Below are 11,823 nucleotides of genomic sequence, written 5' to 3' on the forward strand. Positions count from 1 at the left end.
CAAAGAAGGAATGTGAACAATGAACGAACCATTTAAATCAGGATTTATCAGTATTGTCGGGCGGCCGAATGTTGGAAAATCGACGCTGTTGAATAATATCATGGAAGAAAAGCTGGTGATTACATCAGCCAAGCCCCAAACCACGCGAAATGCCATCCGTTGTATTTATACTGACGAATACGCGCAGATGGTGTTTATTGATACGCCTGGTATGCATCGGCCCAAGAATAAACTCGGGGACTACATGCAGAAAGCAGCAGAAAATACCGTCTCGGATGTGGATGCAGTATTGTATCTGGTGGAACCCGAGACGAAAATCGGACCGGGGGATCAGTATATTCTTGAAATGCTGAAGAACTGCGGCACGCCGGTTATTCTGGTCATCAATAAAATCGATTTATTGCCAAAAGAAGAGATTCTACTGACCATCGCCGCCTATCAAAAATATGATTTCCTGAAATGCATTATTCCGATTTCAGCCGCAAAAGGAGACGGGATCAAAGAACTTCTGGATGCCATTACAAAATTGTTGGATCCGGGACCGATGTTCTTTCCGGCGGATATGATTATCGATCAGTCTGAACGCTGGATTGTACAGGAACTGATCCGTGAGAAACTCCTGAATCTGCTGAAGGATGAGGTGCCGCACGGAATTGCTGTCGAAGTCACATCGATGAAGCCGCGAAAGGGGAAAGATATCGTTGATATCGAAGCCACCATTTATTGCGAACGAAAAACCCACAAGGGAATTCTGATTGGCAAAGGGGGATCGATGCTGACAAAAATCGGCAGTCAGGCCAGGAAGGATATCGAATTCTTTCTGAAATCCAAGGTTAATCTTCAGCTTTGGGTAAAGGTACGGTCTGATTGGCGGGACAGTAATTTTGATCTGAAGGAGTTGGGCTATTCTGAATAGTACCTGTGTACAGGAGAATTATGGCACTGATTAAAACGAAAGGTCTGGTCATCAAAGAGCAGGCATATAAAGAACAGGACAAAATTCTGACGATTTTCACAGAAGATGAAGGAAAAATTCAATGCATAGCCAGGGGAGTACGCCGTCAGAAAAGCGGCCTCTTGGCCAGTACCCAGATTTTTGCCTATGCGGAGTTCGTCTATTATCCGGGAAAAAACTTTGGCGTCATCAATCAGGCGAATCTGATTGAAGCGTTTTATCCCTTAAGAAATGATCTGACAAAAATGGCTTTAGCGGCCTATTTGCTGGATCTCATTAATAATGCCTACGATTTTTATCAGAAGAGCACGGAGATTCTAAAACTTTTACTCCATGTGTTATTCTATTTGTCTGGCGGAACAGCAAAAAATGATCTTGTTCTGGTTGGGGCCTTTCAGCTGAAACTCATTAGTGTTCTGGGATATCGCCCCGGGATCAGCCAATGTATGATTTGTGAAACAGATGCGGAATTAACGGCTTTCAGTATTGAAAGCAACGGCGTCTTATGCAAAAACTGCAAGCATCAGGCGACCGGCTATTCCTATAAACTGACGCCGGATATGCGGGATCTTTTGCTGGAATTTTTGAGAAAATCGATGAAAGAGTTGAAAGACATCGATGCTTCCTCGATGGATGTGATAAAGATCAATGATATGCTGGACCATTATATTGGTCACTGCATTGGAAAATCATCAAAAGCCTATACTTTTTATAAAAGCTTACTGGACCCTTTGTCCTCATAAAAAATAGATAAATTGAGAAGGAGATCAAAATGTATCTGGCAATGACAATGGACGGAAAAACGTTAGCAAGCAATGTATCATCCCAGTTTGAAACATGCAGTTATTTATTGGTTGTGGACACAAAGGATTTAAGCGTCAAGGCGATTGAAAATAAGAGCGATCTTTCGGAAGAAAATCTGGCTCAAAAAGTAATTGCTTGCGATTGCGAAGGCATTATAACCGGAGCCTTCAATTCAGCAGCATTTAATGTTTTAGCGGACGCTTACATCACACGATATGCTGGCGCCGGTTATTCTGGGTTAGAAGCTCTGGAGTTAATAAAGCAGCGAAAACTGGATTTGATAAAAACGCTTGATGGTTCGGATGGATGCGGTGGCGATCATCATCAGCTGTGAGTCTGGTTGCGATAACGCATATAAAAAAATAAAAAGGAGAAAAAAATGGAAAAATTCAAAATGGCACATACGATGATTCGGGTATTGAATCTGGAAAAGTCGTTGGCTTTTTACAAGGAAGCATTAGGTTTTGAAGAAGTGAGAAGAAATGACCAGCCAGCGGGGCGGTTTACTTTGGTATACTTAAACACGGGCGATCCCGACGGTCATCAATTGGAAATTACCTACAATTACGATCAGGTGGTACCCTATGATTTAGGCACGGGCTATGGTCATCTGGCCTTGGGAGTCGATGATCTTGAAGCTTCTCATGCCGATCATAAAGCCAAGGGTTATAATCCAACGGATTTAAAGGGCCTTGGTGGAGACAGCAAACCCCGTTTCTATTTTATGTCAGACCCTGATGGTTACAAAATCGAGATCATTCGCAACTGAAGATATCGTTTATTATTAAAACAGCGAATAAAATATAAAGTTTTATTCGCTGTTTTAATTTGTGCAATTCATCGTGTTAATGAGATGCTTTTACGATCAGCGTTTTCATCGTTTCGATCAGCTTATCGATGGCTTCAGCGGATACGTCACGGTTAGTCACAAAGCGGTATAGCCCATCTTCCTGACCGTTAATTCTGAACTTTTCATTATTCAGACCTGAAACAAGAACGGACTCGCTGATGACGGTCTCATCCAGGGTGAAAAACACCATATTGATATCCAGACGATCGCGAAGAACATGGCAGGACTCAATTTCTTCAAGGCGATCGGCAAGATATTTGGCATGATCATGATCTTCTTTTAGTCTCGCGGTCATTTCAGTCAGAGCGATGATGCCAGCTGCCGCGATGATTCCGGCCTGGCGGAGACCGCCACCCATGAGTTTTCGGTTTTTTCGGGCTGTTCTGATATAATCGCTGCTACCCAGTAGTAGGGACCCGATTGGAGCACATAAACCTTTGGAAAGACAGACATTAACAGAGTCGCCACAGGCGGCAATTTCTTTTGGATCGACTCCAAGGGCTGTTGCGGCATTGAAAATCCGTGCGCCGTCGATATGGACAGGAATGTTTTTCGATTTTGCAAGCCGGTAAACAGCCTGCATATTTTCAAGAGCAATAGCCGTTCCGGATGAATGTGCGTTTTCCATACAGATCAGACCGGTATTGGGATAATGAATATCATCGCCGCGGATCATTTTTTCCAGCGCTTTTACATCAGCCTGTCCTTTATCGGTGGGAAAAGGCCGGGTTTGAACGCCCGATAACACAGCGGCGCCGCCGACTTCATGCATCAGGATGTGGCATTCGTCCCCAATCAGAATCTCATCACCTCTTCTAGTATGAGACATAATGGCAACCTGATTCCCGAATGTTCCGGATGGAACAAAAAGTGCCGCTTCTTTTTCGAACATTTCACTTGCTAATGCTTCCAGTTTATTGACCGTTGGGTCATCACCATAGACATCATCACCCACTTCCGCAGAGGCCATCGCCTGTCGCATTGCGTCAGTCGGCTGGGTAACGGTATCACTTCTGAGGTCGATCCACATTTTATTTTCTCCTTCCAAAAATGCTATATAAATTTCTATAGCACATCATCAATCATTTTTTAAATTATAACGCGATTTTCTGAAAATGTACATCGTTTTTATGTTTGATATATAACAAACAATATACGTTTTGATTGAATCTTACGATTATGAGGCGAGTAAGCAGATCGATTGAATTAAAGCATAAATATCAGACGTTATCATGCAATTGAAGTTTGGACAAGAATGGAATTTTGGTGTAGAATATTTAGAAAAGAACTGGGTAGATAAAAAAAGCTTGATCGTTCGCTTGGTTTACTACGTTAAAATGAGTGTTAAGGAGGACTGTTGCGATGGCAAAGTTACTTTATCAGGGCCATGGGAGTTATCGTGTTGTATCAAAGGATGGCCTCGTCATCTATGTTGATCCATACGCGGGAGTTGGTTATGATCTGAGCGCGGATATCGTTTTGGTGACACATGAACATGCGGATCATAATGATTTATCGCTGATCAACAAGAAAAAGGACTGCCGCATTTTGAGAGCGGCGGATATGCTTGTTCATGGTAAATACCGGAAGCTGGAAATAAATGGGGTCATGATCGAAGCGGTGCCTGCCTATAACGAAAACCATAAAAGGGACTGTTGTGTCGGTTATATTATCACAATTGATGGTATTAAAATTTATGCGTCAGGGGATACTTCATACACAGATTTTATGCAGGCGAAGCTATCGCAGGCGGAGATTGATTACGCGTTGCTGCCAATTGACGGCATCTTCAATATGGACGTCAAAGAAGCCGAAAAATGTGCGAAAATAATTAATCCAAGACACACCATCCCCATTCACACATCACCTGTTAATAAACCATCCCGACTTGATAAATCAGGAGTATCGGTTCCCTTTGATCTTAAAAAAGCTGAGTCGCTCGATGTTGAAGGCCGGATCATCATGCGGCCGGCAGATGAAATAGAACTTTTCGAAAAATAGTCCGTTTGTTTTGATTAGGTATTTTCAAACCGGCAGAGAGCAGCGCACTGTTAAAAAACATGGAAGACAGCATCATCAATTGCTGAAAAAGTCCGTAAATTAAATAGATGTAAGATCAAAAGCTTGATTAAAAAAGAAAATAGGCTATTTTTCTTTTTTAGCGAGCTTTTGTTTTATTGAACCAGATATTTAAAGAGGCGATAACGCCACGGTTGGGAATAGAAAAACAGCTGAAATATAGGAAATATGGGATGTGAATAGCAGTGCTTCACGCTTTGATTGATGAATTGGGAAATATGCGCATTTTCCTAATTCGTAAATAATTAAAAATAACAAATAATGATTGACATAAACATTAAATTGATTTAAAATTGAATCAAGCAAGAAAACTATGAGAGCAATCTTAAGTTGTGAAAGATATGAACAGAGCAGTCAGAAGCCGAGTACTTTTGCAACGAATGAAAACCTTTGCACTTATCGCTGGATGGAATCAATTTGGGAAATCAAGCAATAAGAAAAGTTGAATCTCAAAGAAATGATTGCGGATTGTTAACTACACACATAGTTAAGAATAAAACTGATAAAAAATAGGAGGAATCAAAATGTCAAAAATTGAAGAAGTAAAAGTACTGGTAGAAACAGGTAAATCCAAGAAGGTTGCAGCAGCCGTTCAGGAAGCATTGGATGCAGGCGTTAAAGCCCAGGATATTCTGGATGCAATGGTTGCATCAATGGGTGTTGTCGGAGATAAATTCTCAGCTGGAGAAATCTTTGTACCAGAAATGCTAATTGCGGCCAAAGCTATGTCAAAAGGCGTAGAAGTATTGAAACCTCATATGGCAGGAGACAGCGCATCTTCATTGGGAACCTGTGTTATTGGCACGGTTGCCGGCGATTTGCATGATATCGGTAAAAATCTTGTTTCAATGATGATTGAAAGCGCAGGCTTTACAATAGTTGATCTTGGCGTCGATGTACCAGCTGATAAATTTGTTGAAGCAATAAAAGCTAATGAAAATGTAACATTAGTGGCCTGCTCAGGACTTCTGACAACAACAATGCCAGCATTGAAAGAAGCTGTACAGACCATCAAAGCCAGTGGATTAGATGTTAAAGTCATTGTCGGCGGCGCACCTGTAACACCAGAATACGCAGCTGAAATCGGAGCTGATGGATATGCTCCTGATGCAGGTTCTGCTGCAGTAAAAGCGAAAGAAATTGTAGCGTAAGTTTTGAACAATAAAATTTGATTTTCCCGGGGCTTCAGGCCAGATTTAACTGAAGTTTTCAGGCTAATTATTTATGATCGTGTTGCGATGAAATAATTGTCTTAAAAATCGAATTCTCCCGATGCTTGAAATAAAATGAAACTAACACAAGGAGGAATTACAATGTTAACAAAAAGACAGAACTTAATGGAAACAATTAAAGGCGGAAAACCAGATCGCTTTGTCAAACAATATGAATTTATGAACTTCATCATGGAAGCTCCCATGGGCGCGATGGTAGGTCCTGGTCAGACGATTGTGAATGACTGGGGCATTACATTTACATGGCCAGAAGGTCAATTGGGTGGTTTCCCGGTTCATGATGATGAACATAAAGTATTGAAGGATATCACCGAATGGAGAAAATTCGTTAAAGCTCCTTCTGCTATCTATCCCGAAGAAAGATGGGCGGCTGCGATCGAACATGCCAATGCAATTGATCGCAACGAAGAATTTGCAACCTGTTTTGTGGCACCGGGTATTTTTGAAATGACCCATCATCTGATGAGCATGGAAGATGCCTTGATGGCTCTTTATGAAGAACCGGAAGATATGCATGACTTGATTGACTACCTTGTTGAGTATGAACTGGCCTATGCAAAAGAACTGATCGATCATCTTCATCCAGATTGTATTTTTCATCATGATGACTGGGGCAGCCAACGTTCGTCATTCGTTTCTCCGGAAATGTTTGAAGAATTCTTTTTACCGGCTTACAAGAAAATTTACGGTTTCTATAAAGCAAATGGTGTTGAACTGATTGTCCACCACAGTGATTCCTATGCTGCTAATCTTGTTCCATACATGATTGAAATGGGCATCGACATCTGGCAGGGAGTTATGACAACCAATAATGTCCCGGAACTGATTAAAAAATACGGCGGACAAATCTCCTTTATGGGTGATATTGACAGTGGCGTCATCGATTTTCCAGGCTGGACACCGGAGATTATTTTTGAGAAAACCAAAGAAGCCTGTGAAAGATGCGGTAAATTATATTTTATTCCTGGTGCAAGCCATGGCTTGAATTTTGGATGCTTCCCAGGCGTATACGAATCGAATGACGAAGCAATTGATAAAATGAGCAAGGAAATGTTTTAATAAAGATATTTCATAATCGCCCATAATTTGATTGAGAACCCTATTTTGAAAAGAATCTCATCTGATTCCAATTCAAATGGGGTTCTTTTTTTCGTGGGTATCCATGCATAAAAGTGGATCGGCAGTGTGTTTTCCGACAAAAGAAAAAATTTCATGAGTTAGAATGAGATATTGCGCAATTAAACAACTCAAAAAGCGCGAAGACGCACAATAAAAACCTTGTCATATGTTGAATTAATCCCTATAATAACTACAAACGATAAGTCCTTTTGAAGTCTGACATCAAACCAGTCAGGAGAATATTCGGAAGGCTTTAAAAATAAAAATAAGGAAGTGTTAAATGAGTTTCAAACTAATTCAGGAAATTCCATCACCCGGCGAAATTTTTGAAATACTGCCGCTGTCTGAAAAAGGTAAAAAATTGAAGGCAGAGCGCGATCATATCATAAAAGATGTCTTTGAAGGTAAAGATGATCGTTTTATACTGATTATTGGACCCTGCTCAGCTGATAATGAAACGGCTGTTCTTGATTATGTGAGTCGTTTGAGTAAAATTCAAAAAGAAGTGGAAGACAGAATCATTATCATACCGAGAATTTATACAAACAAGCCACGAACGACTGGTGAAGGGTATAAAGGGATGCTGCATCAACCAGATGCAAACAAGAAGTCAAATATGGTAGAAGGCATTAAAGCCATCCGTCAATTACACATCAGAGCCATTGAAGAAACGGGTTTATCCTGTGCTGATGAAATGCTTTATCCGGAGAACTATGCATATTTAGAGGATGTGCTCAGCTATGTGGCAATTGGCGCAAGGTCAGTGGAGAATCAACAGCATCGGCTGGCTATCAGTGGTCTGGAAATACCGTCAGGAATGAAAAATCCGACGAGTGGTGATATCACGGTGATGCTGAACTCAATCCAGGCGGCACAGGCGGGACATACTTTTATTTATCGAAACTGGGAAGTGCAAACATCGGGAAATCCTCTGACCCACGCTATTTTGCGCGGTTCGGTGGATCAGCATGGCCGGAATCATCCGAACTATCATTATGAGGATATCAAGCGACTGATTAAAATGTATGAAGAACGCGGATTGCAAAATCCCGGCATTATCATTGATCTGAATCATGCCAACTCAAACAAATGTTTCAGTGAACAGCCACGAATAGCCCGGGAAGTGGTTCGTAACCGTCATTATGACGCCGCAATGAAAAAATATGTCAAAGGCTTAATGATCGAAAGCTATATCGAAGAAGGCAGCCAGCCAGTAAATGGCGGCGTGTACGGAAAATCGATTACCGATTCATGTCTTGGCTGGACAATGTCAGAAGCCCTGATCAGAGAGATTGCAAAAAAATTATAAAAAGCGAAACCAAACCAACAATTAATTTAGCCAATATGGCTGATGACAAAAGCCAGGAAAAACCCGAAGGCTGTTGCCAGGGCAATGAATCTTCCACCTTCCTCAAATGCTTCAGGCATCATGGTGTCAGCGATCATGGCTAAAATTGCACCGGCGGCCAATGACAGTGTAATGGCTATCACGTCTTTAGAAGCATTGCCTAAGAAGGCATAACCTAAGACAGCAGCACAAACAGAGGTTGCAATTGTGATTCCCCATACCGAAAGAATATAAATATTTGATTTCCCGGCGCTTTTCATGCCCTGAGCGCCGGATATGCCTTCAGGAAAGTTGCTGATAAAAACGGCAACCATCATACTGAATCCAACCCCTTGGCCGGCGGCTAATCCAATGCCGATGGCTAATGATTCAGGAATACCATCCAGAATGGCTCCCAGAAGTATGGCTGAACCTGAGTTGACAGTTTTTTTGGACTTTGCTCTGTTGATGTGAGATTTTCCGTGACCATGTTTGCGTGAGTGTCCACCAAAATGGTCGATGAAATAGTCTCCGACAACAAAAAGCAACGTACCAGCAATGAATCCAAGCGAGACCGAATTGAAACCGCCAGATATAAAAGCATTTTCCATAAGATCAAAGGTTAGCGCAGAGATAAGCACCCCGGAACCAAAAGCCATGATGGCACCAATGAAATATTTTGGCACTTTCAAATACATGCCTAATAGTGCGCCCACAAAAAGTGTGGAACCGCTGATAAAACCGAAGATAGCTGCTATTGTCATCCGGATTTCCTTTCTGTATGGTCGATGAATTTAGAAGGGGATTTGCGACGGTCCTTTTTTGAAGTCAAAGATAATTCCTAGTGTTGAGTGGAGTTTACTACAAATTTCATTCCGTTGTCAAGGATTCTCGAAGAAATCGAGATGGCCAAATTGCACGACAAGTTTGATTCGATAGTAAAAAAGGCGCCCGGATTGATAAATCAATTCGGACGTCTTTTTATTTGCAGGTGATTATGTTATTATATACAGGTATATACTCATAAAGCAATAAATCAGTTTAAGGAGAACCATGTGGAGACAAAAAAAATCTTTTCTCTAAGTTTGGACAGCATCGAAAGTGCAAGTAAATTTGTCCAAACGTTGCTGGAAAAATACAATTGTACAAAAATGGACAGCGTTCGTGCTCAGCTTTTTGTCGAGGAGACCATTGTCTACTGGAAAAAAGAGTCTTGTGAAAACGAAAAATTTGAAATTTCACTGCGGAAGCGGTTTAAAACAATCACCCTGTCAATGAACTACTGGGGGGATCAATCAAATCCTTTGACACTGCCGGAAGAAACAGAAGAGGCGGAGATGGATCTGATCGGCCAGAACATTTTAATTGGATTATCCGCAGTTACTTATTCCTATGATAACGGCTGCAACAATGTCTCCTATACTTTAAAGGAGAAGCCACTGAACCCGGCCATGACGACGGCTATTGCCATGGCAGCGGCGATTATTATCGGTTTAGGATTGCTGCATTTTGCTCCAGCTACGGGGGGGCTGATTGCCAGTACCATTCTGACGCCATTGAGCAGCATCTTTTTCGGCTTCCTCAATGCTGTCGTTATCCCGGTATTATTTCTTTCAGCAATCGGCAGTATTTTCAACATGGATAATATTTCCCAGATGAAGACAATATTTAAGAGCCTGCTCGAGTGGTGTGTGGGAATCATGGTGCTGGCTTCGGTTATAGCCCTGGCGGCGGCTCAGCTATTTTATCTTGGTAACAGTTCTGTGGCTTCCGGCGGTGGCAATAGTGACTTATGGAGTCAGGTCGGAAAGATGATATTCGGCATCATACCGGCCAATATCATTCAGCCTTTTTTGGATGGGAATACGTTACAGATTATGTTTCTCGCTATTATTGGCGGCATCGTAATGCTGACATTAAAAGGGCGTTTCCCTTTTGTTACAAAGATAATAACAGAGGCTAATTTAATTTTTTCAACGATTCTTGATGCCGTTTGTTCGCTGATGCCTTGGGTTGTATTTATCAGCATCTTGAATATGATGGTCTCCGGAAATGGCGGAGCCCTTTTTGGAGCAATCGGAGTGATTGCATTGATTCTAGGGTGTTACTTGATATTGGTTCTTATCATGCTACTGAGTGTCGCACTGATTGAAAAGATGAATCCCATCGCGTATCTGAAATCCGCGGCGCCATTTTTATTGATTGCCTTTTCTACAGCCAGTTCAAGTGCCTCTTTTGCAAGTCACAACGCAACGGCAATTTTCAAGCAGGATATCCGGGACTACGTGGTCAATTTTTCAATTCCGGTAGGTGTGTTATTCAACAAACAATCAGTCATTATCACGATGGTGTTGACATCGTTATTTATGGGTGGATATTATCAGATGACCTTTTCAATTGGAGAAATTATACCAGTGATCATACTCTGTATGATTTTGTCGGTGGCCTGTCCGCCAACTCCGGGAATGGGGGCTTTTCTTTTTACCATCGCGTTTAACCTGATGGGAATTCCTTTGGCAGGATTGGCGTTGGCCGTTAGTATTGATATCTTTCTGGACTATCCTTGTACTGCCATCCATGTGCTGATAACAAACATAGGCATGCTGCATACCGAACATATGCTGAGAACAAAAGAGGGTAAGGCTGTCAGCATCAAGAGTTAGAAAGAATCGTGAAGTAGTCGTTAGCGTGAAAACTAAAATCGCGAAATAGTAGCATTCTCATTTATGGCAATGTGGTATACAACAAATCATCAGGTAAACAGATTAAATTAAAAATAGTGTGATGTTGAATTCTTTATTATTGGATTCAGGAGCATCACGAATTTACAGAGGTGAAAAATGATATCATTAGATATTCCGGGATATAAAACGTTCGAAGTGAAAAATGTGGTGTTTGATTTTAATGGAACCCTGGCGGTAGATGGTGTTCTGATCGATGGCGCCAAAGAAAAATTAGAGGCATTGTCAGCGCGTGGACTTGATCTTTACGTCCTGACAGCGGATACGTTTGGGACAGCAGCAGAGCAGTGCCGGGATTTACCGCTTGAAATCCAGGTGTTCAGCAAAGAAAACATTGCCACGAGCAAAAAGAAATTTGTTGAAGAAATTGGTGTTGCGAACACCATCGCAGTCGGAAACGGCAGAAATGATCTTGCCATGTTTGAAAAAAGTATTCTTTCAATTTGCATCATGGGCAGGGAAGGCTGCTGTTCTAAATCAATGAATGCGGCAGATATCATCGTGAATAATCCATTGGATGCCCTGGAAATGCTGCTTAAAAATGATCGTATGGTTGCCACACTGCGAACGTAAATAAAAGGGGCGGGTATGAAACCTGGACAGGTACTACCCACCTGTCCAGAGAGTCAGCAACAGAAAGAGTAAGACCTTGATTTTCTTCCATTGAAAATACTTTTGGTGTCTATCATTAAGTGCTGATGTCAGATCGGCACAGT

The 11,823-nt window shown here is 41.6% G+C and carries 12 protein-coding genes; 10 read left to right on the forward strand and 2 right to left on the reverse strand.

The genetic code is table 11. The annotated features are described in order from the left end of the window. Window positions 1–19 precede the first annotated feature (19 nt). From era to gloA, 4 genes are read left to right on the forward strand one after another with little or no spacing between them, the layout of a single operon-like run. Window positions 20–916 (forward strand): GTPase Era, encoded by an 897-nt coding sequence (gene era / locus GH808_RS01775; RefSeq protein WP_186841092.1) that lies wholly within the window; start codon window positions 20–22, stop codon window positions 914–916. A gap of 20 nt (window positions 917–936) precedes the next feature. After that, the gene (gene recO / locus GH808_RS01780) at window positions 937–1,698 is read left to right on the forward strand and encodes a DNA repair protein RecO (RefSeq protein ID WP_186841093.1); all 762 of its coding nucleotides are present in this window, start codon (window positions 937–939) and stop codon (window positions 1,696–1,698) included. A 29-nt stretch (window positions 1,699–1,727) separates the two neighbouring features. Next, window positions 1,728–2,093 (forward strand): NifB/NifX family molybdenum-iron cluster-binding protein, encoded by a 366-nt coding sequence (locus GH808_RS01785; protein WP_186841094.1) that lies wholly within the window; start codon window positions 1,728–1,730, stop codon window positions 2,091–2,093. Between the two features lie 45 nt (window positions 2,094–2,138). After that, a complete protein-coding gene (gloA, locus tag GH808_RS01790) occupies window positions 2,139–2,528 on the forward strand; it encodes a lactoylglutathione lyase (RefSeq protein WP_186841095.1) in 390 nt (129 codons plus the stop codon). A 76-nt stretch (window positions 2,529–2,604) separates the two neighbouring features. On the opposite strand, the gene ltaE is transcribed toward gloA, so the two are convergent. Continuing rightward, window positions 2,605–3,639, reverse strand: a complete 1,035-nt coding sequence (gene ltaE / locus GH808_RS01795) for a low-specificity L-threonine aldolase (RefSeq protein WP_186841096.1) — start codon at window positions 3,637–3,639, stop codon at window positions 2,605–2,607. Window positions 3,640–3,971: 332 nt separating this feature from the next. Here ltaE and GH808_RS01800 point away from each other — a divergent pair, with 332 nt between their 5' ends. The 4 genes from GH808_RS01800 to GH808_RS01815 all read left to right on the forward strand — a co-directional run bounded on the left by GH808_RS01800 (window position 3,972) and on the right by GH808_RS01815 (window position 8,348). Then, on the forward strand, window positions 3,972–4,610 hold the full coding sequence (locus GH808_RS01800) for an MBL fold metallo-hydrolase (RefSeq protein WP_186841097.1): 639 nt from the start codon (window positions 3,972–3,974) through the stop codon (window positions 4,608–4,610). Between the two features lie 602 nt (window positions 4,611–5,212). Then, complete coding sequence (locus GH808_RS01805) at window positions 5,213–5,839, forward strand: corrinoid protein (RefSeq protein ID WP_186841098.1); 627 nt, start codon at window positions 5,213–5,215, stop codon at window positions 5,837–5,839. 162 nt (window positions 5,840–6,001) lie between these two features. Continuing rightward, window positions 6,002–6,979: a uroporphyrinogen decarboxylase family protein gene (locus GH808_RS01810; protein ID WP_186841099.1), complete on the forward strand. Its 978-nt coding sequence runs from the start codon at window positions 6,002–6,004 to the stop codon at window positions 6,977–6,979. Between the two features lie 340 nt (window positions 6,980–7,319). After that, complete coding sequence (locus GH808_RS01815) at window positions 7,320–8,348, forward strand: 3-deoxy-7-phosphoheptulonate synthase (protein ID WP_186841100.1); 1,029 nt, start codon at window positions 7,320–7,322, stop codon at window positions 8,346–8,348. A gap of 26 nt (window positions 8,349–8,374) precedes the next feature. On the opposite strand, the gene GH808_RS01820 is transcribed toward GH808_RS01815, so the two are convergent. Beyond that, window positions 8,375–9,130 carry a ZIP family metal transporter gene (locus GH808_RS01820; RefSeq protein ID WP_186841101.1) on the reverse strand — a complete coding sequence of 252 codons (756 nt, stop codon included), beginning with the start codon at window positions 9,128–9,130 and terminating at the stop codon, window positions 8,375–8,377. A 291-nt stretch (window positions 9,131–9,421) separates the two neighbouring features. Here GH808_RS01820 and GH808_RS01825 point away from each other — a divergent pair, with 291 nt between their 5' ends. After that, window positions 9,422–11,029, forward strand: a complete 1,608-nt coding sequence (locus GH808_RS01825; protein WP_186841102.1) for a dicarboxylate/amino acid:cation symporter — start codon at window positions 9,422–9,424, stop codon at window positions 11,027–11,029. A gap of 177 nt (window positions 11,030–11,206) precedes the next feature. Continuing rightward, entirely contained in the window at window positions 11,207–11,680 is a 474-nt protein-coding gene (locus GH808_RS01830; RefSeq protein ID WP_186841103.1) for an HAD family hydrolase, read from the forward strand. The last annotated feature ends 143 nt before the right edge of the window (window positions 11,681–11,823 follow it).

It is taken from the genome of Acetobacterium fimetarium, from assembly GCF_014284475.1.
In the GTDB taxonomy this organism is placed as follows: Bacteria; Bacillota; Clostridia; order Eubacteriales; family Eubacteriaceae; genus Acetobacterium; species Acetobacterium fimetarium.

What these genes read in the sequence shown, in the direction of transcription:
- GH808_RS01785 (WP_186841094.1), top strand. Translation starts at nt 1,728, where the DNA reads ATGTATCTGGCAATGACAATGGACGGAAAAACGTTAGCAAGCAATGTA.
- GH808_RS01830 (WP_186841103.1), top strand. Translation starts at nt 11,207, where the DNA reads ATGATATCATTAGATATTCCGGGATATAAAACGTTCGAAGTGAAAAAT.
- gloA (WP_186841095.1), top strand. Translation starts at nt 2,139, where the DNA reads ATGGAAAAATTCAAAATGGCACATACGATGATTCGGGTATTGAATCTG.
- GH808_RS01805 (WP_186841098.1), top strand. Translation starts at nt 5,213, where the DNA reads ATGTCAAAAATTGAAGAAGTAAAAGTACTGGTAGAAACAGGTAAATCC.
- era (WP_186841092.1), top strand. Translation starts at nt 20, where the DNA reads ATGAACGAACCATTTAAATCAGGATTTATCAGTATTGTCGGGCGGCCG.
- GH808_RS01810 (WP_186841099.1), top strand. Translation starts at nt 6,002, where the DNA reads ATGTTAACAAAAAGACAGAACTTAATGGAAACAATTAAAGGCGGAAAA.
- GH808_RS01815 (WP_186841100.1), top strand. Translation starts at nt 7,320, where the DNA reads ATGAGTTTCAAACTAATTCAGGAAATTCCATCACCCGGCGAAATTTTT.
- recO (WP_186841093.1), top strand. Translation starts at nt 937, where the DNA reads ATGGCACTGATTAAAACGAAAGGTCTGGTCATCAAAGAGCAGGCATAT.
- GH808_RS01800 (WP_186841097.1), top strand. Translation starts at nt 3,972, where the DNA reads ATGGCAAAGTTACTTTATCAGGGCCATGGGAGTTATCGTGTTGTATCA.
- ltaE (WP_186841096.1), bottom strand. Translation starts at nt 3,639, where the DNA reads ATGTGGATCGACCTCAGAAGTGATACCGTTACCCAGCCGACTGACGCA.
- GH808_RS01820 (WP_186841101.1), bottom strand. Translation starts at nt 9,130, where the DNA reads ATGACAATAGCAGCTATCTTCGGTTTTATCAGCGGTTCCACACTTTTT.